Genomic DNA, 24979 nt, shown 5'->3' on the forward strand with positions numbered 1-24979 from the left:
TCTAAGTAAACTTATAAATATTATATATTTTCAGTTTCGATAACGCCGATAACATCTTAAAACTGTTATCGACATTTGGGAAATTATTTGCCAGTAAACACAGGCTCACGCTTTTCAATGAATGCTTGAATTCCTTCTTTGGCATCTTCTGATACGAATACTGTCCCAAAGGATGTTGCCTCTGCTTCAATGCCCTCATAAAATGATGCATGCTTTGCATATTGCAATGTTTGAATAGCTGCTTTTAAAGCAATTGGGCTTTTCTTTGCAATATTTTTCGCAATTTTCAGCGTTTCATCTAGCAGTGCTTCGTCTGAGAATGTACGATTCGCTAAGCCCCACTGCACGGCTTCTGCACCAGTAATTGGCTCACTTGTAAACATCATTTCAGCAGCCTTTGCTACACCTACATAACGTGGTAAGCGCTGTGTACCACCAAAGCCAGGTATAAGACCTAATTGTAGTTCAGGTAAACCTAGTTTTGCCGATTCAGTGACAAATCGCATATGACAGCTCATGGCTAATTCAAGCCCACCGCCTAATGCCGCACCATGAATGGCTGCAATAACAGGCTTCGAGAATGATTCAACTCGCTCAAATACTTGCTGCCCGTTGCTAGCTAGCTTCGTAAATTCTTCTCCAGATTCTACCCCAGTAAATTCTTTAATATCTGCCCCTGCAGAGAAGAAACGGCCTTCACCATGAAGTACAAGGACTCTTACTGCATCATCGTGTTCAACAGCATCTAAGACAGCGTTAACTTCTGCAATAATACCGCGAGATAATGCATTTGCTGGTGGGCGTGCAATTGTAATAATCGCTACCCCATCTTCTACTTTCCAACTTAGAAATTCCATTTCTCCACATCCTTTTAAGCTTTAATGCCGTTCAGGATTAATGCCTGAACCTTTGGAACTTGTTCCATCAAATCATATCGATAGTCATTCATAACCCACGACGTAATCGTTTCATCAATTGTTCCAAAAACCATTTGTCGTGCCAAGCGTACATCCATCGTCTGATTAAACTCCCCTGAAAGCATACCTTCGACTAAAATTTGATCGAGTAAATGTAAATACTCACGTAGTACACCATTAATTTTTAATCGTAAGTCTTTGTTTGACTGGCGAAGCTCTAATTGTGTGACGGTTGCTAGGTATCGATCTGTCGCAAGAACATTAAAATGATTGGCAATCATTCGTGAAAGTTTGTCACGAGACGTACTTCCATTTTCTATTATATCTTGTAATGACTCTACAAAAACAGCCATTTTTTCATTAAAGACAGAAATTAATATATCTTCTTTATTTTTAAAATATAAATAGATTGTTCCATCGGCCACCCCTGCCTGTTTGGCGATTTTCGATACTTGCGCTTGGTGATACCCATTTTCCGCAATAACGATGACAGCTGCATCAATAATTTGCTTATATTTCGGCTTATCTCGTTTCACTTTTATATCACCACCTAAAAAACATGCGCACGTCTACAATATCAATATGACGTGTGAACCTAAAAAAATATGAAAATATGAATGGTCATTCATTCATATTTTCATATTATATTTTACAGCATTACTTGTCAATACTTTCACACGTATTTATTTCGCTTCTTTATTCGCCAATTTTGTTTTTTCTTCGTCTACCAAAGAGCGGCGTAAAATTTTTCCTACGGCTGTTTTTGGTAGTTCCTCTCTAAATTCATAATAACGAGGAACTTTAAATGCCGCTAGATGCTGACGGCAATATTTATTTAATTCGTCCTCCGAGATCGAATATCCTTCTTTTAAAACAATATAAGCTTTTACCGTTTCTCCACGATACGGGTCAGGTATGCCTGCAACAACACACTCTTGAATTTCTTCGCGTTCGTATAACACTTCTTCCACTTCACGAGGATAAATATTAAAGCCACCCGCTATGATCAAATCTTTTTTACGATCCACTACATAGAAGAAACCTTGCTCATCCATATAACCAAGATCACCTGTTAAAAACCAGCCATCGACAAATGTCGCTGCTGTATCCTCAGGTCGGTTCCAGTAGCCCTTCATCACTTGTGGACCTTTGACAGCGATTTCACCCACTTCGCCAACTGGAAGCTCTTCCGTATCCCCTGTACGTAAAATAACAGCTTCTGTATTAGGCCAAGGTAAACCGATTGAACCAATCACTCGCTTACCCCAAATTGGCGTAGCATGTGTTACAGGTGATGTTTCTGTTAATCCGTAGCCCTCTACAAGCTTCCCACCAGTAACCGCTTCAAATTTCTCCTGAACTTCAATTGGCAATGAAGCAGAGCCACTTAAGCACGCCTTAATAGATGATAAATTATAATTCGCAATGTCTGGATGATTTAGAAGACCAATGTATAAGGTTGGTGCACCGGGGAAAAGTGTTGGTTTTTGTTTATCAATCGTTTTTAATGCCGTTTCAGCATCAAATTTCGGTAAGAGCACCATCTTATTTTGAGTGAATACTGATAATAGCATAACCGTTGTCATACCATAGACGTGGAAGAATGGAAGAATGCCCATAATGGTCTCTTCACCATGCACACATTTATACATCCAGGCATCACACATTGTCGTATTGGCAATTAAATTTTTATGGGTTAACATAACCCCTTTTGGGAACCCCGTTGTTCCACCAGTATATTGTAAGAGTGCTAGGTCTTCTTCAAAATCAAATGAGATATGATCAATTACCTTAATCGGTGCAGAGCGCATGATTTCTGAAAATAAATGATTTTGCCCGCTATGTTCAACCTTGACACTAAAGCCATACTGCTTTTTTTGAATAAATGGATAGACTAAATTTTTTGGGAATGGTAAATAATCTTTAATGGCTGTCACGATAACATTTTCAAGTGCTGTCTCTTTCATAATTTTCATCACTCTTGGATATAAAATATCCATGACAAGAATAACCTTTGCACCTGAATCAGCCATTTGGTATTGAAGCTCACGTTCAGTATAAAGTGGATTTGTTTGTACGACAACAGCACCTGCATACATAGCGCCGTAGTAAGCGATTACACTTTGTGGCGAGTTAGGTAGCATAATGGCTACTCGATCTCCCTTTTCCACACCTAATGCTTGTAAATAGTTTGCGAACCTTAAAGCTGACTCATATAGCTCGGTGTACGTCAAATCCTTCCCCATAAAATGAATCGCAACTTTGGATGGATTCTTTTTATAGGCGCGTGTCAAAAACTCTTGCACTGGAATTTCCTCAAACGTTAAAGACGGTGGTACTTCTTCAGGATAATTTGCTAGCCATGGTTTTGCTGTCATACGTCCTCTCCCCTTTGTCCCAAACTTTGTCAATTCTTATATTTATTATAATGAAAAAGAAATGCAGTTTCAAACAGAAAATAGAAAATAAATGCATTTTCGATTAATTATTATGCAATTCACAACATTAATATGACAGATGTTTAGTCTGTTTTATTTGCATACACCTTATGAATCCTCATTCATTCTCAAATCTTTCAAATAGAAAATTATGAGGATATTCCTATACTATAAAAATAATTATTTATTCAGGTTATGGAGGAAAATGAATAGCTGTTAGCAGAAATTGAAGTAAATACAAAAAACGCACCCTCATAAGAGAATGCGTTTTTTACTTAAACAGTCATCATATAGTAGACGCCCACTGCCAAAAATGCAATACAGACAATGATTAGTACTTTTGCTAATTTTTCCATGTCATGACACTCCTATGCAATACTTGCCCCAATTACAAACGATAGACCGACTGAAATGGTAAAGGAAATGAAACCAACTGAGCGATTATCATTGGCAATCTCTTGATCTACATTAAAACGAGGTGTCATAAATTCAAATAAGAAATACGCTACAATCAATAGTGTAAAGCCAAAAAGACCCCAGCCAATCATTTCACTTAATGTGCTATGGCGTGCTATGGAAAAACGAAAGATGTTGCAAATCCCTAGTATTTTTCCACCTGTTGCAAGGGCCACAGCAACATTACCATTTTTAATTTCTTCCCAATTCTTATATTTCGTAACGACTTCGAACAATGCCATCGAGACGACTAAACATAATACAACAACACTAAAATATCCTGCCGTTTCGATAATTGGATATCGCCAAAAGCCAGAATTCAGCATTTTTCTCCGTCCCCTTTATAGCTTATTTCAATTCAACAACTGTGACGCCTAAGCCCCCCTCGCCGGCTTCACCAAAACGGAAGGATTTCACGCGCTTATGCTTCTTTAAATAGCTTTGAATACCTTGACGTAAAGCCCCTGTACCAACCCCATGAATAATAGACACACGCCCATAATTAGCGAGTAACGCATCATCAATATATTTCTCTGTTCTTAAAATAGCGTCCTCATAGCGTTCACCACGCAAATCTAATTCTAATTTTACATGGCTATTGCGATTTTTCACACCAGCTGTTCGTAATACCGTCTCTTTTTCAGGCTTAATATACTCTAAATCACTATCAGCGATTTTCATTTTTAAAATCCCCATTTGGACAACCCATTCGGTATTTGACACTTTTTCTAACAAAGTACCTCGTTGACCATAGCTTAACACCTTTACCTCGTCCCCGACAACTAAGTTTTGCGCACGTGCTTTTACTTGCGCTGCTTTTTTCAGTACTTTATTGTCTTCAAGTGGTGTTGCTTCTTCCAGACGTTTACGTGCTTCAATCAATTCGTGCTCCTTGACAACTTGATCAGCATTTTTGCGCATTTCTCGAAGCTCTGCAATAATCGCTTCCGCTTCTCTTTTCGCTTCATCAACAATTTTACGAGCTTTTTCCTTTGCTTTCTTATCAAGTGCCTCTTTACGCTCTTCATAGGCTTGCAATTTATCTTGAAGCTCTTTACGTAAAGTTTCCGATTCTACTAGCAATGCATGGGAACGTTCTGCATCATCTTCTGATTGGCGACGTGTTTCCTCCAATGAGGCAATCATCGATTCAACCTCATGTCGATCTGTCCCTGTAAAGCCTTTCGCACGATCGATAATGGATTCAGGCAGTCCAAGACGACTGGATATTTCGAATGCATTAGAGCGCCCAGGTACACCAATAAGTAGACGGTAGGTTGGACTCAAAGTTTCAATATCAAACTCTACACTAGCATTGGCAACACCTGGTCGATTATAGCCATACGCTTTTAGCTCAGGATAATGAGTTGTAGCCATTACACGTGCACCGCGTCCATGTACTTCGTCTAAAATGGAGATAGCTAAGGCTGCTCCTTCCTGAGGATCAGTACCTGCTCCTAATTCATCGAAAAGAACAAGTGATTCATGATCAAATTTTTGTAGAATGTCTACAATATTGACCATATGAGACGAGAACGTAGAAAGTGACTGCTCAATTGATTGCTCATCACCAATATCAGCAAACAATTGCTCAAATACAGCAAGTTCTGAGCCATCTAATGCTGGCACTGGTAATCCTGCCTGCGCCATTAATGTACACAGACCTACCGTTTTCAATGTTACCGTTTTACCACCTGTATTAGGACCCGTAATGACAATAGCTGTAATTTCTTTACCAAATTCAATATCATTCGGAATAGCTATCTCTATTGGTAGAAGTGGATGACGTGCACGAACTAGTCGAATATAGCCATCCTTATTCATTTTAGGCATTGTACATTTATTGGCTTGTCCATATTTGCCTTTAGCTAAAATAACATCAATATCCCCTAAAACTTTCACTAAATTAAATAAATCTGATGCTACTTCTTGCACCATTGCACTTAATGCCAGTAAAATACGCTCAATTTCCGCCTGCTCCTTCATTTTTAAGCGATGAATTTCATTATTCGCTTGTACAACAGAGTCTGGCTCGATAAATAAGGTTTGACCAGAAGAGGATTGGTCATGGACAATCCCGCCATAATGGTGACGATATTCTTGTTTAACAGGAATAACAAAGCGATCATTACGAATTGTCACAAGTGTATCAGAAAGCATTTTCGCTGCATTACTTCCACGAATTAAACTTTCCAGCTTAGAACGGACTTTCCCTTCTTCAGCTCGTAAAGATTGGCGTATAGAACGCAATGTTTGACTAGCCGAGTCTAAAACAGCTCCATTGTCATCAATACAGTTGTTGATTTCATGTTGCAAACCTGTTAAAACAGGTATCGCTTCCTTTTTCGCGATGAAATGTGGAATTTCAATCACTTCATCAGCCTCTAAATCCTCAATGAAATTACGTAAAATTCTACTCGCTCGAATTGTGCTCGATATTTCCATTAATTCTATTGCTGCTAGCATGCCTCCTATTTGGGCACGTCTTGCAGATGGTCGTACATCAAATATTCCTCCCATTGGAACATTGCCTTTAACACGTAAAATGGATAATCCCTCATCCATCTCCTCTAATAATTGTACTACTTTATCAAAATCTGTTTGTGGTACAAGCTCCTCAATGGCAGATTTCCCAATAGAGCAAGTACAATATGAGGCCACTTGTTGCCGAACTTTATCGTATTCTAGTGTTTTCAATGCGCGTTCTGCTATCACTGAGAACACCTCCTCAACCTATTTATTTCGTCGTATGAACGCCTCAAATTGTTCAAGCGTCCATGTATTCACTATCATATCTTTCGGTAGCCATGCTCTATTGGCATAGCGAACACCGATATCCATAAAACGTAAATGCGCTATATCATGAGCATCTGTATTAATGGCTACAGGTACACCTGCAGCTAAAGCCATTTCTAAATGTTCCACACATAAATCTAAACGATACGGATTTGCATTTAACTCTAAAATTTTACCATATTCCTTCGCCCACGCAATCAGCTGTTTCATATCAGGATTATAGCCATCACGATCCTCAATAATTCGACCAGTTGGATGGGCAATCATATGAACATAAGGATTTTGCATGGCCGTTAGTAAACGTGCCATAATTTTATCTTGTGATTGTGTAAAGCTCGAATGAATAGAAGCGATAACAAAGTCTAACTCTTTTAACACTTGATCGTCGAAATCAAGGGAGCCGTCTGGCAAAATATCCATCTCTGTCCCTTTAAACAAATGGAAATCTGGATGTGTTGCATTAAATGCCTCAATTTCCACACGCTGTTTTTCTAAACGCTCCGGTGTTAAACCATTTGCTACTTTTAGAAATTGTGAATGATCTGTAATAACGCTATATTGATAGCCACGCGCTCGTAATGCCTCGCCCATTTCTGCAACAGAGTATGCACCATCAGACCAGGTCGTATGCATATGTAAATCTGCCTGAATATCCTCTAATCGCACTAACTGTTGAATCGTCTTTGTATTATCAAATTCCACAGTTCCTGTGCGTAAGCTTGGTGGAATCCAAGGTAGGTCAAAATGAGCGAAAAATGCCGCTTCATCTGAAAACGTTATAACGGTACCATCTTCCTGTTCAACGCCATATTCACTAATTTTTTCACCACGCGCTTTGGCAAGTTGGCGCATACGCACATTGTGGTCTTTTGACCCTGTAAAATGATGCAAGGCAGTTGCATATTCATTGTCCTTCACTAAACGGAAATCAACACCAACTGGCTCCTCTAAGTCTAAAATCACTGAAATTTTAGTATCTCCCGCTGCCACTACTTCTTGGATGGCTAATCCATTTAATAACTTTTCACGTACAGCCTCAACTGCTTGTGTCACCACAATAAAATCAATATCTTTACTTGTTTCTAGCGCCCGACGGAAGCTTCCAGCAACTGAAAAACGTTCCACTTCCTTCATACTACCTAGAAGCGCCTCTATTTGTAAAACCACAGGCTCAAGCTGCCAAATTGGTAAACGTTCTGAGCGATTCGCCAAATTAGCGAGTTCCTTTAAAATTTTTTCCTCTGTTTTTACAGCAAAGCCTGCTAATTCACGAACTTTCCCTGCTTCACAAGCTGCCTTTAAGCTTTCTGCTGAGTCAATGCCTAGCTCTTGGTGAAGCTTCGCAATCTTTTTACCTCCCAAGCCTGGCAATTTTAACAATGGCAATAATCCTTTAGGGACAATGTCTTCTAGTTCTTTTAACAAACTAGATTCACCTGTTACCATCAAATCCTCAATGACAGCAGCCGTTCCTTTACCAATCCCTTTAAGTTTTGTTACATCGTCCATTTCACTTAATGAACGCTCGTCCCCCTCCAGTGCTGCAGCTGCTTTCCGAAAAGCAGATACCTTGAATGGGTTTTCTCCTTGTAGTTCCATATATAAAGCAATTTTTTCGAGTGTGCGAATAATTGTTTTTTTATTCATTGGTAATTCCCCCTATCGTAAAAACACTTCTCTCAAAACAGAGAGAAGTGCACAGTTTACTATTGCATATAAATATACCACCAGTTTTGGAACATCTTCGTAATAATCGGTGTATGCTCCAACATAAGCCCACTTAACAATGACTTCGACATTAAATTTTGAATGACATCAATCGGCAATAAAGCGCACACGTATAGCAAAATAAACATAATTAAATAGTTTTCAATCATGCCAAGTAATGCGCCAAGCCAACGATTCACTGTATTGAGCACAGGTAAATACGCAATAAAATCAAATATCGATGCCACGATTTGCAATGTTATTTTAACAGCAAAGAAAATTACCGCAAAGGCAATCACACGATAGAAGGTGCGATCTAAATCGAGACTATCAATGACGACACCAAGGCTACCTGTATCAGTGACACCTGGATAAGGCACCCAAAATACAAATTTTTGTGCTAATGGCTTATAATAAATATACGCAACAATTAGGGCTACGACAAAGCTGACAATGTGCATCATTTGTACAATGAAACCTCGTTTTGCACCGACACCAATTCCAGCTAGCAGTACCACTAATATGATTAAATCTAACATTCTCTTCAACCCTTTAGTTTTTTCAATTCTTCTTCTAGTTGCTCCATTCGTTCTTTTAATAGTAAATAATCATGTACTGTATTTACTGCCGTCAGAACAGCAAGTTTTGTGCTATCAAGTGAGGGATTATGTACGCTCATCTCGCGCATCCGGTCATCAACAATCGAAGCAACAAGTCGCATATGGCCAATGGATTCTGAGCCGACCATTTTATATGTATGACCATATATTTCCACAGAAATTTTATTTTTTTCTTGTTTTTCCATAGTCGCACCCTCCTATAAATTCGATGCACACACGATCTTTTCAGCTTGTGAGCACCATCACACAAAAAAGCTATTTATTATCATACCATGAAAGGTATAAAATTGTGAACAATGAGGACAGAAAGGAACGATTAAATGTCAAATATTGTGCTTTCCATTTCAACAAATATTCAAAAAGAGGTGATGGCTTACTACGCAACCTATTTTATCGAGCGTAAGGCTCCTGGTGTCATCTTTGCTGCAAAGCTACCAGATACCGCCATTACTATGTATAAATCAGGAAAATTAATGTTTCAAGGAGGTGGTGCTGAACGCGAGGCGGCACGTTGGGGAACTATTGAAAAAACAACTAGCCAGACATCCTCATCTATCGGGGCAAAGGGTGATGTACTACCTGAAAATTTCGCAGCAATGTCTGTCTTAGGCTCAGATGAAACTGGCACAGGTGATTATTTCGGCCCTATCACAGTGGCTGCGGTATATGTACCTACCTCCAAAATCGAACTTATTAATGAGCTTGGCGTAAAAGATTCGAAAATGCTAACGGATGATTACATGCGAAAAATTGCACCGGATTTACGAGCAGCTTGTGTCCATAGTGTCCTCGTATTACACAACGAGAAATATAACAGCCTACAGGCAAAAGGCTATTCCCAAGGAAAAATGAAAGCCATGATGCACAACAAGGCTCTAAAAAATACGCTGACGAAAATGGCACCTGAAAAACCCGAATTCATTTTAATCGACCAGTTTGCCGAACGCGGTGTCTATTACAATTATTTAAAAAACGAACATGAACTTGTACAAGAAAATGTCTATTTTTCTACCAAAGCAGAGCAATTACATGTCGCTGTCGCTACAGCATCTATTTTAGCGCGTGCTGCATTTTTAAAGGAAATGGATCGATTGAGTGCAATCGCAGGGCTTACCTTAATGAAGGGGGCTTCTAGCAAGGTAGATATGCAAGCAGCTCGCATTTGGCGTAGCCATGGCGAGGAATTTCTACGCTCCATAACAAAATGGCATTTTGCCAACACCGAAAAAGCACGAAAGAAGATTTAAAAAGCATTCCATGTTCTTTTAAGTAGCAGGGGGAGTCTTATGGGTAGTTCCCATATCTAGGTTCTTTTGAAAAATAGTAATCTTGCTAGATTCCAATTGTACGAGAACGCTTTTAATTCGATTGAGAGCGACTTGGACTACTTTGAGCAACTACCTTCTCGGAGTGAACGCTTTGAGCCTCTTTGAGAGTGCCTTTCTGCTTGCGCTGACCCTCCCCCTTAGCTAAATTCCCCAAGTAAAAAAAGACTGCCTCAAAAAGACAGTCTTTTTTCAAATAGATTAGCGTACTTCTGTACCTGCAATCGTAGCAATAGCTTTTAACACTTTATTGTGTGCGGCTACTACTTCTTCGTCCGTTAAAGTACGTTCTGGATCGAAGTATGTGAGAGAAAATGCAACGGATTTTTTACCTAGCTCCATTTTTTCCCCTTCATAAACGTCGAATATGCGAATGTCTTTTAATAATTTCACGCCAGCTGCGCTGATAGCTTCGACAACTTCACCTGCTGTTGTTGCACGGTCCATAATGAGCGCGATATCACGAGACATGACTGGGAAACGAGGCACTGATGTATATGCAAGTGGGGCTTCTTGTGCATTTGCATTTAATAGGGCAACTAAATTCATTTCCATAACATATGTGTCTTTGACTCCCCATGCTTTTTGCTCTGCAGGATGGAGTCCACCAATAATACCGACTTGCTCGCCATCTAATAAGATGCTAGCCGTACGTCCTGGATGTAATCCATCCACTTGTGCTTTCACAAATGTCATGCGATTTTCTAAGCCAAGTTTACCGATTACACCTTCGATAATACCTTTTAGCACAAAGAAATCTACTGTTTTTTTCTCACCTTGCCAAGCATGATCTAGCCATTTACCTGTTAGTACCGCTGCTACATGCTCTTCTTCGTAAGGTTGCCCTTCATCTGATTGACCAAGGAACACAGAACCAATTTCATATAAAGCAACACCCTCAGCCTGGCGAGCCACATTATACGCAGTCGCTTCGATTAAGTGTGGAATAAGGCTTTGACGTAATGTAGAGCGCTCCTCACTCATTGGCATTAACAATTTAGTTACTGGCTCTGCTTTTAAGGCAAAACGTTGTGACAATGCATCAGATGTTAATGAATATGTTACAGCTTGGTAGAGGCCAGCCCCTTCCAAATAATGACGAACAACACGGCGATTAGCTTGGTATGGTGTTAGATTGCCTACTTGTGTTGCCCCCTCTGGCAATGTCATAGGGATTTCATCATAACCGTAAAGACGAGCAATTTCCTCTACAATATCCTCTTCGATTTTAATATCTTGGCGGCGTGTTGGTGCATCAATCATTAGTAAACCATTTGCTGCCTCTACACCAAATTTTAGACGCTCTAAAATCGAAAGCATATCTTCCAATGCAATCTTCATCCCTAAACGCTCATTAATAAAATCTGGAGAAACGACTACTCGCGCTGCTGTTTTATCTAACTCATCTACTAGACATGTACCCTCTAATACTTCACCGCCAGCTAATTCAGCAAGCAATGCGGCAGCACGTTCAGCGGCTGGTAAGACACGATTTGGGTCTACCCCTTTTTCAAAACGAGCCGATGCATCTGAACGTAGACCAAGGTGACGAGATGCTTGGCGTACTGTTAAACCATCAAAATAAGCTGATTCAATGACAACAGTCGTTGTTGCGTCTGTTACCTCTGAATTGGCACCACCCATTACGCCAGCAATCGCCACTGGTTCTTTTCCATTCGTAATGACTAAATCAGAAGCTTTTAAAGTTCGTTCTTGGTCATCCAGTGTTGTGATTTTCTCACCTTCTTTTGCTTTACGAACGACGATTTCACCTGTTGCTAGGCTATCATAGTCGAAAGCATGCAATGGTTGACCATATTCCATTAACACATAGTTGGTTACATCCACGACATTATTGTGAGGGCGTACACCCGCTGCCATTAAACGATTTTGTAACCACATTGGTGACTCACCAATTTTTACGTTTTTCACCACTTTTGCGACATACATCGGATTTGCTTGTAAATCTTCTACACGTAGCTTTAATAAATCCTGTGCTTTTTCATTAGCCGTTTTATATGCAATCTCTGGATACTTAATTTCCTCAGTAAGGATGGCACCTACTTCATAGGCTACACCAAGCATAGAAAGAGCATCTGAGCGGTTTGGTGTTAAGCCTAGCTCTAGCACTGTATCACGTAAGCCTAAAATAGCCAGTGCATCAGAGCCAACTTCTGCATCTGACGGTAATACGTAGATTCCTTCTGAATATGCTTTAGGAACAAGCTTGCCTTCGATTCCAAGTTCTTGCAATGAGCAAATCATACCGTTTGATTCATGACCACGAAGTTTTGCTTTTTTTATTTTAATGCCACCTGGTAAATGTGCACCGGGACGAGCAACAATGACTTTTTGACCAGCATCTACATTTGGTGCACCACAAATAATTTGTTGTGGCTCTGCTTCTCCAACATCAACTTGACAAATATTTAACTTATCAGCTTCTGGATGTTTCTCTTTAGACACTACATAGCCAACCACTACTTTATCCATAGCGTTTGCACGATCAATAACTGCATCTACTTCGATACCAGAGCGTGTAATTTTTTCAGCTAATAGCTCAGGCGCTAAGTCCTGTGTATTGACATAATCTTTTAACCATTCTAATGATACTAACATGTTTTATCCCCCTTACGCTTCTGTTCGCTCGAATTGTGATAAGAAACGAGTGTCACTTGTATAGAAATGACGAATATCGTCAACACCATATTTCAACATCGCAATACGTTCTGCACCAATACCGAAAGCGAAGCCAGAAACTTTCTTCGGATCATAGCCAGCCATTTCTAATACATTTGGATGCACCATACCTGCGCCTAGAATCTCAATCCAACCTGTGCTCTTACATACATTACAACCAGCGCCACCACATTTGAAACAAGAAATATCCATTTCTACTGATGGCTCTGTGAATGGGAAGAAGCTCGGACGAAGTCGAATTTCGCGGTCTGCACCAAACATTTTTTTCGCTAAAGTATCTAATGTTCCTTTTAGATCACTCATACGAATATTCTCGCCAATGACTAAACCTTCAATTTGCATAAATTGATGGGAATGTGTTGCATCATCATTATCGCGACGGAATACTTTACCTGGACAAATGATGCGAATAGATTCACCCTTTTTTGCTTCCATTGTACGAGCCTGTACTGGCGAAGTATGCGTACGTAGCAATATTTCCTCGGAAATATAGAACGAATCTTGCATATCACGTGCTGGGTGTCCTTTTGGTAAATTTAGTGCTTCAAAGTTATAGTAGTCCTTTTCTACTTCAGGACCTTCAGCAATTTCATAACCCATTCCGATAAATAAATCTTCAATTTCTTCAATGACGCGTGTTAACGGATGGCGATTTCCTACTTTCACTTCACGACCTGGTAAAGTGACATCAATCGACTCACTTGCTAATTTTTCAGCAATCGCTGCTTCCTCTAGAACAACCACCTTTGTTTCTAGTACTGCTGTTACATTTTCACGAACATTATTCACTAAAGCCCCCATTTTCGGACGTTCTTCAGCTGATAATTTCCCCATCCCTTTTAGTAAATCTGTGATAGGTCCTTTTTTCCCTAAATATGCAACACGCACTTCATTCAATTCTTTTAAATTTGCTGCTGCTTCAATTTTAGCAAGAGCTTCTTGCTCTAATTGTTTTAATTGCTCTTCCATGTTAAAACCTCCTTAGAAAATAAATGCCTGCATTTTAGGCATAAAAAAAACTCGCCCCTAAAAAGGGACGAGGACATATTCGCGGTACCACCCTAGTTATTGCAAGCAAAAAACTTACAATCACTTCATTGACATAACGACTTGATGAAGCCGGCACACCTTTACAGCATCACGCTGGTCCCGGTAGCTGCTCACGGGCTGAATTCAAAATTGCATTGGTACGGCGTCGGCTCTCAATCTCCGGCCTTACGCTCCCTGTCGTCCATTCACAATCTTTACTACTTCCCGATCAAAGCATTTATTATTTAAACATACATTTTAGAATAAATTATACAATAACGAATAGTAGCAAATCAAGAGACAACTACCTGAATCCCACAAGGATCTGTCAATTATTTCACAAAGCCATATAAAACAATACCTGTTGCAACTGCTACGTTTAATGATTCAGCTTGTCCAAAAAGTGGAATAATCATATTTTGATCTGTCATCGCTAATAGCTGTGGCTGGATGCCACTTCCTTCATTCCCCATAATAATAGCAAATGCACCCGAATGCTGAATGTCACTATATGGCACTGCCTCCTCATCCAAAGCAGTACCAAAGACAGGTACACCTTGATTTTGTAGCAAGTCTACCCATTCTGCTAAGTCTCCGCGTACTACTGGGATATGGAAATGGGAGCCTTGAGCTGCGCGTAATGTTTTAGGATTGTAGGCATCTGCACAGCCTTTTCCTAAAATCACGGCATCTAATCCTGCTGCATCGGCAGTGCGTATCATTGTTCCAATATTACCAGGATCTTGGACTGCATCAATTAATAGCACTTTACGCCAAGTGGCCTTCACTTCATCCTCTAAAATTGGCTGTTTACATACAGCAAACACGCCTTGAGAAGTTTCTGTTTCTGCGAATTCCTTTGTTACTGCTGCTGTTACTTCTACAATAGCAACATCATCAATCGGCCATAACATTGGCAAATCAATACCTTCACGTACAATAATTTGTAATACTTGCTCTTTATTTTTTAAAGCTTCCTCCACAAGATGAAAACCCTCTATTAGAAATTCACCTGATCGTTCACGCTCTTTTCTTGTTGTCGCTAACTTTTTCCAATATTTCACTAACGCATTTTGCGTAGATTCAATTCTCTTCATATGCTACCTCTTACCGCCTTTTTCCTATATATTGACCACTATTATACCTTAGCAAATGGCAAATTTCATAGTTATGTGAGAAAACTATTATTTTCTACAGTCGTTCAGTAAAGAACAATATAGACATGCTATAATTAGACACAGCATACTAAGTCAAGGCAGCTGAATATAAATGAAAAAAACGATACATGTCGTTGGTGTCATTATAGAAAATGAGCAGCAAGAAATTTTCTGTGCTTTAAGAAATCCACATATGGTACTAGCAAATTACTGGGAGTTTCCTGGTGTGAAGATAGAACACGGCGAAACACCTGCGCAGGCGCTTTATCGTGAAATTTTTGAGGAATTTGACTGTATGATTCAAGTAGGTGATCGAGTCGCAGTAACCCTTCATGAATACGACACATTTTTCGTTCACTTAGAAACATATAAGGCAACGATTGTGAAAGGCGTACCCAAAATACTAGAACATGCTGAAGCAAAATGGGTTCCTCGCAAGCAATTGCTCGAACTTCCATTCGCTCCAGCAGATCTACCTTCTATCCAAAAATTATTAGCCGAAAAATAAAGACATTCATTTCATCTCATGATAATGAGTAACTCGGTTGCATCCATACGCTTTCAATACATACAGTGCTTCATCTGCTTTTTTTATGAAAGGCATGTCTGTATCCCCAGCTGTTATTGTAGCAATCCCTCTACTGAGCGTAATACGTCCTGTCGGCCAATTATCCTGCTTAACAGTTTGTCTTAATTGTTCTCCAATTGCTTTTGCCACAGCTATTTCGTTCACTGGTAAGATGCTGATAAATTCCTCATCGCCGTAACGAGCAACATTGTCTTTTACACGCACTCGATGCTGCAGTAGCTGTGCTAATTGAACAGGACATCATCTCCCACTTAATGACCCTCTATATCATGAACGTTTTTAAAATGATCGATATTTAAAATACATAAGGAGAAGGGCTCTGCCGTCCCCGTGAGCCTCACCTTTTTCAACAACAAGCACCTTTCTCCCCATGAAACTTATCAAAGAATTTGAAGTTTCAACTATTTTACTGGACTCACATGAAAATACTCATTTTCACCTTTGAAACATATGATGCACTAATAACATCGTGTAGGAGGTGTTCTATGCTTATTCATGTAGTGAGTGCTGGCGAAACATTATGGCAAATAGCCAATCATTATGCTGTACCTGTTCAATCGATCAGTCTATTAAATGCATTAGCTACACCCGATCAATTAGCTATCGGGCAATCACTAGTTATTCCTTCTCCTTATACCATTTATACTGTTCAAAGTGGGGACACGTTATGGTCAATTGCTCAACGCTTTAGTGTTCCTTTACAATCCATCATTTCAGAAAATCATCTAACAAATCCCGATATGTTAACACCAGGAACGAAATTAATAATTCCCCCCATCATCCATATCGTGCAGCCAGGAGAAACATTATGGCAAATAGCTCAGCGCTACGGTACGACCGTTCAAGTCATTGTGGTGGAAAATCAAATAAACAATCCTAATATGCTATATGTAGGAACTAATTTAATCATCCCAAGAGAATTACCGATGATTGAAGTCAATGCTTATTCCTATCAGCCATCTGAAGAAGCGATTGATTCAATTAATGCCGTTGGTCATCTTTTAACGTACTTTAGTCCCTTTGCTTATAAAATGAAGGAAGACGGTACATTACAGCCCATCAGCGACGAAAGTATGATAGCAGCTGCAAAGGCTAAAAACATCATCCCTATGTTAACGCTCGCTAATTTTACTGCTACAGAGGAAGGCTCTAATTTAGCACATGTCGTCTTGTCCGATGCTGACCTACGAAAAAAAGTTATGAATAATGTTTTACAAGTGATGCAAGATAAAGGCTACCAAGTATTGAATATCGATTTTGAAAATGTTTTGCCAGCAGATCGTGAAAATTTCAATGCCTTTATACAATTAGCCGCTGATATGCTTCATCCAAAGGGCTATTTAGTGTCAACTGCCCTTGCACCAAAAACAAGTGCTACGCAAACTGGCACATTGTATGAAGCACATGATTATGAAGCACATGGGAGAATTGCAGATTTTGTAGTATTAATGACGTATGAATGGGGATATCGACTTGGCCCTCCACAAGCCATTTCCCCTATTAATGAAATGCGAAGAGTTGTGGAATATGCCTTAACTGAAATTCCAGCCGATAAGATTCTATTGGGCTTTGAGCTGTATGCGCGTGATTGGCTCTTACCTCATGTCAAAGGACAGGAAGCAGAAACGTTTAGTCCGCAGGAGGCGCTTAATAGAGCCATCAAGTACGGAGCAACAATACAATTTGACCCGACTGCACAATCTCCTTTTTATCAGTATGTCGATGAGCAAGGAAGGCATCATGAGGTATGGTTTGAGGATGCAAGAAGTGCACAGGCGAAATTTGATATGGTCAAACACTATAACCTTCGAGGTATTAGTTATTGGGCATTAGGATTCCCGTTCCCTCAAAATTGGGTTTTATTAAGCAATCATTTTTCCATTAAAAAACCGTAGTGCTCGTTATTGTTCTCAAAAAATAAAGAGCTATGCAACTTTTTCCCATGTGAAGTAACGACTTACTACCTGTGATGTCGGGATAAAAAATGCTGTTTGAAGCCATATTAACCTATATCAACAGGAAAGGAGCAACTCACATGGGAAGAGACAATAAACAAGGTCAAAGCAATAATAAAGCTTCATTACCTCAAACACCAAAAAACCAAAAAATCGCACCAAATAAGGTGAGTGAAGAATTTTCTCAAGAGTTTATGGAGCTCATTAATTCAGTCACACAAAACAAAAATAAACAAAAAAAATAAGGGGGGCTTCCGTTGAATTTTCAACGTGCACAAGAAATTGTTGCCTCACCGTCAGAATATGAAGTGAGCTATAATGGCGTTTCCGTCTGGATCGACCAACTCCACAATGATGAGAAAACAGCGACTGTTCACCTTCGCCGCTCTTTAGAGGAGCGATCTGAAGTAGCTATTTCCGAATTAAAGGAAGAATATCTCGTTCATTAAACAGATAGAACCTGCTTATTTGCATAGTCAATAAGCAGGTTCTTTTTTTATTTAAATAATATAATCCTCAATATATTGAAGCTGTGTTAACACTTCATCTATATGGTGGTGTAAATCCGTATAGGTTTCTGAAATTTGCTGAGGTGAGATTGGCTTACTAAATAGATAGCCTTGAATATAATCACAACCGCCATCCATCAGAAATGATAGTTGTTCCACTTCTTCAATACCTTCTGCAACAACCTTTAAACGCAAATGTTTAGCCATCGAAATAATCATAGAAACAAGTGCTTCATCGTTTGGATTATGCGGCACATTTCTTACAAAAGTACGGTCGATTTTTAAACAATCAATGGGAAAATCCTTTAAATAGGATAAAGATGAATAGCCTGTTCCAAAATCATCTACAGCAATTTGAATGCCTAATGCCTTTAATTCATGTAATAGCTGTGTCATTTGATCAATATTCATCGTCATACTTTCCGTAATTTCTAATTGTAGATATTTAGGCGTCAATTTTGTGCGTTGTAAAATTTCTTCCACCATTTCTACTAAATCCTGCTGAAATAATTGCCCAAGTGACAAATTCACTGCCACCTTCATCGGGGGTAACCCTTGTTTTTCCCATGTTTTCGCTTGCATACAAGCTGTTTCTAATATCCATTTACCTAATGGGATAATAAGCCCACACTCTTCGGCAATGGGAATAAATACATCTGGTGGTACAAAGCCACGCGTCGGATGCCGCCAGCGGGCCAATGCTTCGACGGATTCAATTGTGCCCGTTTTTAAATTTACCTGTGGCTGATAATCTAAATAAAACTCATTATTGGCTAATGCATTATGTAAGTCTTGCTCTAACAAAATTCGATCTGCAATGTCTTTTGACATATAAGGCTTATAAAAAAGAAATCTTTGGGGTATTTGTCTAGCCTCTCTCATTGCTAATTGGGCATGCATCAATAGCTCTTCGCCCGTCCATTTATCCTCATAGAGGGCAATGCCCATATTCAAGTTGCCATTTAATGAAAATAATTGTACCTGCAAAGGGTCTTTCATGGCACTTTTGAGATTTAAGCAAAATTGTAATAATTCTTCAACCGTCTTTACATGATTAATATAAATAACAAATTGACCCTCTCGCAGCTTCGTTGCAAAATAATGAGGAGGTACAATCGCTTGAATGCGCTCTGCGACAAGCTTCATCATTTTATTAGAATTACTTATCCCGATAGAGGAGCGAATGGCTGCAAAACGGTCAATTTCTATGGCAATGATGGCCTTCTGCACTTGATTATCATGTAAATTTTCCTTTAACGTCTTTAGTAATAAATGCTCATTTGGCAGTAGTGTTATATCATCGTGATAGGCCTGAAATCGCAGCTCTTCTTGAGATTGTTCAAGATCCTTTTTAATTTTTAATAATTGTTGAAACGGCTTTTCCACAGATGTATAATAAATCGCCTTTAAGAAAAAGTAAAAGGCTAAAAATTGATAAATTAATGCCGAGAAATCCCATATCGCATTTTGATCTTGACTAAAAATAAAAAAGACATCACTTACAATAAGCGAGATGGCTGCACTGATTAACCACATCGATCGCTTCGGCATTTTTTTTAGATACCTACTTACTATCACAATGGTTATAATTTGAAGAATTATAGCAAAAAGGTGTACCATATTATCAATATACACTAGCAATTGTTCTGACAATATGTTGGATACCATATACACTAGAGAAATACTGACTATAACGAATAGCAAAGAACTACCATATGTAAACAACCGATAGTTCATTGATAATTGTTGTCTTTTGAATAAAATAATCAGTAGAAATCCAATGGATAGATACACACGCATTAATATATGTATTGACTCGTCCATATAGCCCCATTCAGTAGATTGACTAAAGAACAAGCTAACTAATTCAAGTAATGCAATTATAAAAAAAATGTTCCCTATGTATAAAGTTTGATTGGATAATAAGTGTGAAAATACTAAATAAGATTGGATCGCAATAGCCATTGTAAAAACAATGATTAAAACTTGGATCACCAATTTTAAATTTTGATAAATGTCACCTTGGAATACACCATACATTTGATTGCTAAAGCTTAATAATGGTATGACAAGTAATAACGGCAATATTATGTACCAAACCTCTTTTTTCTCTATTTGATTAAACCATTTCTCCACTACAAACCCTCCATACAACTATCTAAACATTGACTAGGAAATTCTAACTAACTATATTAAATAATACACTTAGAATTGTATATTTCTTTGACTTCTTACAAATCATAACACTTTTATCTGAATTTGTATGCATTCATATCAAGTATGCTAATATTCATTTTATTTCAATATTAGCATACTTTTGATATTTTAGTACTTCATTCCACTTCAAAAACTTGGTTACTTAGCCTCTGGAAGATTCTAGCCCGTCTTTTTTTACTAGCAGCGACAGATAAACCTAGTACTTTGGCTATTTCTTGATCATTGTAGCCTTCTACATAATAAAGGAGTAGTATTTTTCTTTCTATCTGCTTTAACTGGGTCAAAATACTTTCAAGGTCAATAGAATTTTTTTGATTCTCCCCTCCTTTGAACTCACTACGAACATAATCGAGTGTTTCATCATCAACGACTGTTATTCGCTCTTTATAGCTTCTTTCCTTTGATAATTCATTTAAAATCTCTCCTTTGATCGATGAATATATATAAGCGGAAAATTGTCCTTTTGCTGGATCTGCTTTTAGCCATGCCCTCCATACAGCAATGGAAGCAATATGACGATAATAATCAAACTCCTTATAGATATGAAGTTGCTTAAGAATAACGGTAATCATTGGTTGCACACATTCTAATATTTCTTCAAAGGATTGTGTTGGTGAAAGCTTTTGCTCGTTCTGAATAGACATTTTACTCTTCCTGTCGACTATGCACAGTCCAATATTCCTAGGTGATACTATCTTAGTCCCTGGCGTTTATTGAAAGCGAGTACACATTTTCATCATTTCATCGTTGAGAATGACTAAAATCCCTGACCTATTTATACATAATCTCAGCAATTTATTGTAAAAATCATATATTTTTCTTTGGCATTTCATACATATTTAAACGATGATTGGACAAATTACTACTAAGGAGGCGAAATAGATGAATTTTCAAATAAGAGATGCCATTACTGCAAATGTTCATGGTCAATCTGCAGCAGAATTTAAAGATATTGTGGAAGATGCCATTAACCGTGGAGAAGAACATTTACTGCCAGGGCTTGGGGTGTTTTTCGAAAATTGGTGGAAGCAATCAAGTCCATCTGAACAAGATGAATTCGTTCAAAAACTAGAAAAAATATTTGCAAACTGATTTTTAATGCACAGTGCATTCCATTTCCAATAAATGCGTGATAAAGTTTTATTTATCAGAAAATTTGGAGGGATTGGAATGACTGTTGCAGTAGAATTACTTGTCAATCAACTCAAACAGGTATTATTAGAAGAACAAGTGTCAACAAACGAAACGGTACGACAGCTACATGGGAAGGATGAATCTCATCATGCCGTGAGCCTACCTGATATCGTTGTTTTTCCACGCTCCACAGCAGATGTCAGTGCCGTTTTAAAAATTGCACATGCACAACGTGTACCAGTTGTACCATTTGGTGTTGGCTCCAGCCTAGAAGGAAATGCAATTCCTATTGCACATGGTATTTCCATCGACTTCTCTGAAATGAATGCTATTTTAGAAGTTCGACCTGATGACCTTCTTGTAAAAGTACAGCCTGGGGTCACACGTTCTCAATTGAATAAGGAATTAAAAAAGCACGGTCTACAATTCACAGTAGATCCAGGTGCAGATGCAACATTAGGTGGCATGGCAGCAACGAATGCTAGTGGTACAACCGCAGTACGTTACGGTGTTATGCGGGATCAAGTTCGTGATTTAGAGGTTGTACTTGCAGACGGCTCCGTCATCCATACTGGTAATTTAGCCGCGAAGTCCTCTTCTGGTTATCATCTCAACGGTCTATTTGTAGGCTCAGAAGGGACACTTGGCTGCTTTACAGAGTTAATATTGAAAGTCTACGGTATACCTGAATTTGTAACAGCAGGACGCGCAGTTTTTGACACAGTAGGCGATGCTGTCTGTGCCGTCACTGCTTTATTACAGGTAGGCATTTCAATCGGCCGAGTGGAATTAGTTGATGAAGCCTCTATGAAACAAGCCAATATCTATAACGATACTTCCTATAGCGAAAAACCAACATTATTTTTAGAATTTCACGGAAATGAAGCAGGTATGCATGCAGATATAGCATTTGCTACAGAAATTTTTGAGGACTTCGGCTGTCTATCCGTTGAATTTGAACAAGATAATGCGGCACGTAACAAGCTTTGGGAAGCACGTCATTCCTTAGCCTATGCGTATATTCATGCTTACCCTGGGAAAAAGCTTATGTCAACAGATGTCTGTGTACCAATCTCCATGCTTGCAGAAACCATTTTGTATGCGCGTGAGCAGCTCGATCATATTGGTCTTGCAGGCGGGATTGTCGGACATGTGGGCGATGGAAATTTCCATGCACTACTAATGTTAAATCCTAATGACATAGAGGAGCAGGCAAAAGCAGATCGCTTCAATGAACAGATTGTTCAATATGCTTTACTTCGGGGTGGTACATGTACAGGTGAACATGGTGTTGGCATTGGCAAAATGAAATATCAAGCTACTGAGCACGGTACCTCTTTAGCTGTCATGAAAAGTATAAAAGCAGCACTCGATCCATATAACATTATGAATCCAGGAAAAATTTTCACCCTATAACTAACGATAAACCCGCTGAATGACTATGTCATCAGCGGGTTTATGTTTATAAATCATAGCGGAAGCTCTTGACTAAAATGTCGCCCTTATAAAATTCCTTTGACTCGTCTCGTACAAAGCCTAGAGATAAATAAAGATTAATAGCAGCCTGCATGATATCACCTGAATGTAAATAAAGAGCCTTATCCTGTCTCTTTCTGGCAAAGGCAAAACTTTCGTGTAATAATTTCTTAGCGACCCCTTGCCCTCTCCCTTTCGGATGTACGCCTAACAAGCGTACGATCGTAGATTGAATATTCAGCTCTGGCAAGCCATATGCTTTTTCCGCATCAGTAAATATTTGTAGCCCTCCTACTATCTCCTCACCACGCTTTGCTACAAGAATTGTTTCTGCGTTCGGATTGCCGACTGAAGCACGGATATCACTTAAATATGACTGCCAATGTTCAGGGTCCTGATAGTCTTTTTCGTATTGCTCATAGCTCTCGACTAAAACCTCAAGATAGCGTTCATAATCTTCCTCTTGTAAATGTTCAATCACAATGTCAGCTACTGTCATGCTAGTTTCCCCTTTCTATGATGAAAAGCCACCCTTACGATAGGCGGTTACTCTTTTTTCAATGCGATGTGAGATCCATTCTGCCACAATTGATATTCCCCAATAAATGATTCCCACAGCAATAAATGACTCTAAAAACTTTAAATTCACAGAAGCAACGATATTCGCAGCACCAGTCAACTCTTTAATAGATAGAAAAAATGCTAAGGATGTGGCATGTAAAAAGCCAATAAAGACGTTTGTCAAATTCGGAATAGACTGCCCAAATGCTTGCGGTAAAATATAACGTCGCATCGCTTGAGTAAATGTTAAACCAATCGCATAGGCTGCTTCTAATTGTCCTTTCGGTACACTTAATATTCCTGAGCGAATAATTTCAGAAGCATAAGCTCCCGCACTAAGTGTTAAGGCGAGTATGACAAAAAATAATATAGGAATGGTGCTTGATTGTATCTTTAACTGTAAAGTACTTGCCATCATATCCACTAGCATTGGCAAGCCAAAATAAACGAGCATGATATGCATAATAATGGGCGTGCCTCTAAAAAAAGAGACATAAAAATTAAGTATAGGCGCAATAAATTTTATTTGTTTAATGCGAACAAAAGCGACGATTATCCCTATAACAATACCTAATAATACAGGTGTAATGGTCATGAATAAGGTTAAAGGTATTACTTTACTAATTTCTCGTAAGGCTTCTACTATAAAAGCCAGATCAATGGTCATACTATATTCCCCCTATTGTGAAGCCAATTCCTTTGGCATATAACGATTAAAATAGCGTTCATTGAACTTAAATAGTTTTTCCAGCACGATCACGATAATATAGTAAACAATAGACAATGCTACATAGATTTCAAACGCTCGTGTCGTTGAAGCAATCAAGGTTTCTCCACGTCCAACCATATCCATTACGCCAATAGAGAACGCTAGTGATGTATCTTTTAATGAACTAATCATCGTGTTTGCTATATTTGGAAAAGCAACACGAATTGCCTGTGGGAAAACAATGCGCATAAAAGCCTGTGTTCCATTTAAGCCTACTGAATAGGCAGCCTCCATTTGTCCTCGGTCAACGGTTAAAATAGCAGCACGAAATATTTCGGCAAAGGCTGCCGCATTGCTTAGTGTGTAGGTAATAATGACAAAATACATCGCATCCATGCGAGTAACATCAATATGAATCAATTTTAGCAATGCAGGTATGCCGTAAAATACTAAGAACAACTGCACTAAAATAGGGGTTCCACGAATAAAGGATATATAGACCGTGATGATCTGCTTCAATACGGGTATGTGAAGTAGCTTCGGTATGGCTAGCACAATCCCTAGTACCATACCAAAAAGTATGGAGAATAGTAGTATTTCAAATGTTACTGGTAAATATTGAAGCAATGTTGGAATGATCTTCGCAATGAGCATGACATCAAAGTTATTTTCCATACTTCCGCC

At 38.8% G+C, this 24979-nt stretch carries 24 protein-coding genes; 7 read left to right on the forward strand and 17 right to left on the reverse strand.

The genetic code is table 11. From position 1 onward, the window contains the following. Nucleotides 1-83: 83 nt before the first annotated feature. The 8 genes from NST76_RS15720 to zapA all read right to left on the reverse strand — a co-directional run bounded on the left by NST76_RS15720 (nt 84) and on the right by zapA (nt 9119). Entirely contained in the window at nt 84-857 is a 774-nt protein-coding gene (locus tag NST76_RS15720) for an enoyl-CoA hydratase (protein WP_036128241.1), read from the reverse strand. Between the two features lie 14 nt (nt 858-871). Next, nucleotides 872-1453, reverse strand: a complete 582-nt coding sequence (locus NST76_RS15725; protein WP_036128243.1) for a TetR/AcrR family transcriptional regulator — start codon at nt 1451-1453, stop codon at nt 872-874. A 147-nt stretch (nt 1454-1600) separates the two neighbouring features. Next, on the reverse strand, nt 1601-3295 hold the full coding sequence (locus tag NST76_RS15730; RefSeq protein ID WP_101966537.1) for an AMP-binding protein: 1695 nt from the start codon (nt 3293-3295) through the stop codon (nt 1601-1603). Nucleotides 3296-3723: 428 nt separating this feature from the next. Continuing rightward, on the reverse strand, nt 3724-4137 hold the full coding sequence (locus NST76_RS15735) for a DUF350 domain-containing protein (RefSeq protein WP_036128246.1): 414 nt from the start codon (nt 4135-4137) through the stop codon (nt 3724-3726). Between the two features lie 22 nt (nt 4138-4159). Next, entirely contained in the window at nt 4160-6526 is a 2367-nt protein-coding gene (locus NST76_RS15740) for an endonuclease MutS2 (RefSeq protein ID WP_271910647.1), read from the reverse strand. Nucleotides 6527-6544: 18 nt separating this feature from the next. Continuing rightward, complete coding sequence (gene polX, locus NST76_RS15745) at nt 6545-8254, reverse strand: DNA polymerase/3'-5' exonuclease PolX (RefSeq protein WP_058844334.1); 1710 nt, start codon at nt 8252-8254, stop codon at nt 6545-6547. Nucleotides 8255-8313: 59 nt separating this feature from the next. Then, nucleotides 8314-8853 carry a CvpA family protein gene (locus NST76_RS15750; RefSeq protein ID WP_036128251.1) on the reverse strand — a complete coding sequence of 180 codons (540 nt, stop codon included), beginning with the start codon at nt 8851-8853 and terminating at the stop codon, nt 8314-8316. A 5-nt stretch (nt 8854-8858) separates the two neighbouring features. Next, on the reverse strand, nt 8859-9119 hold the full coding sequence (gene zapA / locus NST76_RS15755) for a cell division protein ZapA (RefSeq protein WP_036128254.1): 261 nt from the start codon (nt 9117-9119) through the stop codon (nt 8859-8861). A 135-nt stretch (nt 9120-9254) separates the two neighbouring features. On the opposite strand from zapA, the gene rnhC reads away from it, so the two are divergent. Continuing rightward, nucleotides 9255-10181, forward strand: coding sequence for a ribonuclease HIII (rnhC, locus tag NST76_RS15760; protein ID WP_036128256.1), 927 nt, complete (start codon nt 9255-9257; stop codon nt 10179-10181). Between the two features lie 279 nt (nt 10182-10460). On the opposite strand, the gene pheT is transcribed toward rnhC, so the two are convergent. From pheT to NST76_RS15775, 3 genes are all read right to left on the reverse strand, one after another. Further along, nucleotides 10461-12878: a phenylalanine--tRNA ligase subunit beta gene (gene pheT / locus NST76_RS15765; protein WP_058844333.1), complete on the reverse strand. Its 2418-nt coding sequence runs from the start codon at nt 12876-12878 to the stop codon at nt 10461-10463. A 12-nt stretch (nt 12879-12890) separates the two neighbouring features. Next, the gene (gene pheS, locus NST76_RS15770; RefSeq protein ID WP_036128260.1) at nt 12891-13928 is read right to left on the reverse strand and encodes a phenylalanine--tRNA ligase subunit alpha; all 1038 of its coding nucleotides are present in this window, start codon (nt 13926-13928) and stop codon (nt 12891-12893) included. Nucleotides 13929-14320: 392 nt separating this feature from the next. Then, nucleotides 14321-15085: an RNA methyltransferase gene (locus NST76_RS15775; protein ID WP_058844332.1), complete on the reverse strand. Its 765-nt coding sequence runs from the start codon at nt 15083-15085 to the stop codon at nt 14321-14323. A gap of 172 nt (nt 15086-15257) precedes the next feature. Here NST76_RS15775 and NST76_RS15780 point away from each other — a divergent pair, with 172 nt between their 5' ends. Next, nucleotides 15258-15653, forward strand: coding sequence for a (deoxy)nucleoside triphosphate pyrophosphohydrolase (locus NST76_RS15780; RefSeq protein ID WP_058844331.1), 396 nt, complete (start codon nt 15258-15260; stop codon nt 15651-15653). Nucleotides 15654-15659: 6 nt separating this feature from the next. Here the strand turns inward: NST76_RS15780 and NST76_RS15785 are convergent, their stop codons facing one another. Continuing rightward, on the reverse strand, nt 15660-15938 hold the full coding sequence (locus tag NST76_RS15785; protein ID WP_058844330.1) for a diguanylate cyclase: 279 nt from the start codon (nt 15936-15938) through the stop codon (nt 15660-15662). A 281-nt stretch (nt 15939-16219) separates the two neighbouring features. Between NST76_RS15785 and NST76_RS15790 the strand changes: the two genes are divergently transcribed. From NST76_RS15790 to NST76_RS15800, 3 genes are all read left to right on the forward strand, one after another. After that, nucleotides 16220-17629 (forward strand): LysM peptidoglycan-binding domain-containing protein, encoded by a 1410-nt coding sequence (locus NST76_RS15790; protein ID WP_036128266.1) that lies wholly within the window; start codon nt 16220-16222, stop codon nt 17627-17629. 140 nt (nt 17630-17769) lie between these two features. Beyond that, nucleotides 17770-17934 (forward strand): YfhD family protein, encoded by a 165-nt coding sequence (locus NST76_RS15795; protein ID WP_139149533.1) that lies wholly within the window; start codon nt 17770-17772, stop codon nt 17932-17934. A gap of 12 nt (nt 17935-17946) precedes the next feature. After that, nucleotides 17947-18138, forward strand: coding sequence for an H-type small acid-soluble spore protein (locus NST76_RS15800; protein WP_036128267.1), 192 nt, complete (start codon nt 17947-17949; stop codon nt 18136-18138). Nucleotides 18139-18189: 51 nt separating this feature from the next. Here NST76_RS15800 and NST76_RS15805 read toward each other — a convergent pair whose 3' ends face one another. Further along, complete coding sequence (locus tag NST76_RS15805; RefSeq protein WP_231745058.1) at nt 18190-20334, reverse strand: EAL domain-containing protein; 2145 nt, start codon at nt 20332-20334, stop codon at nt 18190-18192. Between the two features lie 197 nt (nt 20335-20531). Beyond that, a complete protein-coding gene (locus NST76_RS15810) occupies nt 20532-21059 on the reverse strand; it encodes a sigma-70 family RNA polymerase sigma factor (protein WP_271910658.1) in 528 nt (175 codons plus the stop codon). Between the two features lie 238 nt (nt 21060-21297). Between NST76_RS15810 and sspI the strand changes: the two genes are divergently transcribed. Further along, the gene (gene sspI, locus NST76_RS15815) at nt 21298-21507 is read left to right on the forward strand and encodes a small acid-soluble spore protein SspI (protein ID WP_036128269.1); all 210 of its coding nucleotides are present in this window, start codon (nt 21298-21300) and stop codon (nt 21505-21507) included. A 78-nt stretch (nt 21508-21585) separates the two neighbouring features. Continuing rightward, nucleotides 21586-22965 (forward strand): FAD-linked oxidase C-terminal domain-containing protein, encoded by a 1380-nt coding sequence (locus tag NST76_RS15820; RefSeq protein ID WP_036128270.1) that lies wholly within the window; start codon nt 21586-21588, stop codon nt 22963-22965. Between the two features lie 46 nt (nt 22966-23011). Here NST76_RS15820 and NST76_RS15825 read toward each other — a convergent pair whose 3' ends face one another. Genes NST76_RS15825 through NST76_RS15835 form a run of 3 tightly spaced genes read right to left on the reverse strand, consistent with a single transcriptional unit; the run spans nt 23012 to nt 24970 of the window. Beyond that, a complete protein-coding gene (locus NST76_RS15825; RefSeq protein ID WP_036128271.1) occupies nt 23012-23524 on the reverse strand; it encodes a GNAT family N-acetyltransferase in 513 nt (170 codons plus the stop codon). A gap of 15 nt (nt 23525-23539) precedes the next feature. Further along, nucleotides 23540-24253 (reverse strand): amino acid ABC transporter permease, encoded by a 714-nt coding sequence (locus NST76_RS15830; RefSeq protein WP_036128272.1) that lies wholly within the window; start codon nt 24251-24253, stop codon nt 23540-23542. A gap of 12 nt (nt 24254-24265) precedes the next feature. Beyond that, nucleotides 24266-24970, reverse strand: coding sequence for an amino acid ABC transporter permease (locus NST76_RS15835; RefSeq protein ID WP_036128280.1), 705 nt, complete (start codon nt 24968-24970; stop codon nt 24266-24268). Nucleotides 24971-24979 lie beyond the last annotated feature (9 nt).

The sequence above is a fragment of the Lysinibacillus sp. FSL W7-1291 genome (genome assembly GCF_038593415.1).
GTDB classification, from domain to species: Bacteria; Bacillota; Bacilli; order Bacillales_A; family Planococcaceae; genus Lysinibacillus; species Lysinibacillus fusiformis_D.

Excerpts from the sequence above, each read along its gene's own strand:
- NST76_RS15720 (WP_036128241.1), bottom strand. The coding sequence starts at position 857 with ATGGAATTTCTAAGTTGGAAAGTAGAAGATGGGGTAGCGATTATTACA.
- NST76_RS15730 (WP_101966537.1), bottom strand. The coding sequence starts at position 3,295 with ATGACAGCAAAACCATGGCTAGCAAATTATCCTGAAGAAGTACCACCG.
- NST76_RS15735 (WP_036128246.1), bottom strand. The coding sequence starts at position 4,137 with ATGCTGAATTCTGGCTTTTGGCGATATCCAATTATCGAAACGGCAGGA.
- polX (WP_058844334.1), bottom strand. The coding sequence starts at position 8,254 with ATGAATAAAAAAACAATTATTCGCACACTCGAAAAAATTGCTTTATAT.
- NST76_RS15750 (WP_036128251.1), bottom strand. The coding sequence starts at position 8,853 with ATGTTAGATTTAATCATATTAGTGGTACTGCTAGCTGGAATTGGTGTC.
- zapA (WP_036128254.1), bottom strand. The coding sequence starts at position 9,119 with ATGGAAAAACAAGAAAAAAATAAAATTTCTGTGGAAATATATGGTCAT.
- rnhC (WP_036128256.1), top strand. The coding sequence starts at position 9,255 with ATGTCAAATATTGTGCTTTCCATTTCAACAAATATTCAAAAAGAGGTG.
- pheT (WP_058844333.1), bottom strand. The coding sequence starts at position 12,878 with ATGTTAGTATCATTAGAATGGTTAAAAGATTATGTCAATACACAGGAC.
- pheS (WP_036128260.1), bottom strand. The coding sequence starts at position 13,928 with ATGGAAGAGCAATTAAAACAATTAGAGCAAGAAGCTCTTGCTAAAATT.
- NST76_RS15775 (WP_058844332.1), bottom strand. The coding sequence starts at position 15,085 with ATGAAGAGAATTGAATCTACGCAAAATGCGTTAGTGAAATATTGGAAA.
- NST76_RS15780 (WP_058844331.1), top strand. The coding sequence starts at position 15,258 with ATGAAAAAAACGATACATGTCGTTGGTGTCATTATAGAAAATGAGCAG.
- NST76_RS15790 (WP_036128266.1), top strand. The coding sequence starts at position 16,220 with ATGCTTATTCATGTAGTGAGTGCTGGCGAAACATTATGGCAAATAGCC.
- NST76_RS15795 (WP_139149533.1), top strand. The coding sequence starts at position 17,770 with ATGGGAAGAGACAATAAACAAGGTCAAAGCAATAATAAAGCTTCATTA.
- NST76_RS15810 (WP_271910658.1), bottom strand. The coding sequence starts at position 21,059 with ATGTCTATTCAGAACGAGCAAAAGCTTTCACCAACACAATCCTTTGAA.
- sspI (WP_036128269.1), top strand. The coding sequence starts at position 21,298 with ATGAATTTTCAAATAAGAGATGCCATTACTGCAAATGTTCATGGTCAA.
- NST76_RS15820 (WP_036128270.1), top strand. The coding sequence starts at position 21,586 with ATGACTGTTGCAGTAGAATTACTTGTCAATCAACTCAAACAGGTATTA.
- NST76_RS15825 (WP_036128271.1), bottom strand. The coding sequence starts at position 23,524 with ATGACAGTAGCTGACATTGTGATTGAACATTTACAAGAGGAAGATTAT.
- NST76_RS15830 (WP_036128272.1), bottom strand. The coding sequence starts at position 24,253 with ATGACCATTGATCTGGCTTTTATAGTAGAAGCCTTACGAGAAATTAGT.
- NST76_RS15835 (WP_036128280.1), bottom strand. The coding sequence starts at position 24,970 with ATGGAAAATAACTTTGATGTCATGCTCATTGCGAAGATCATTCCAACA.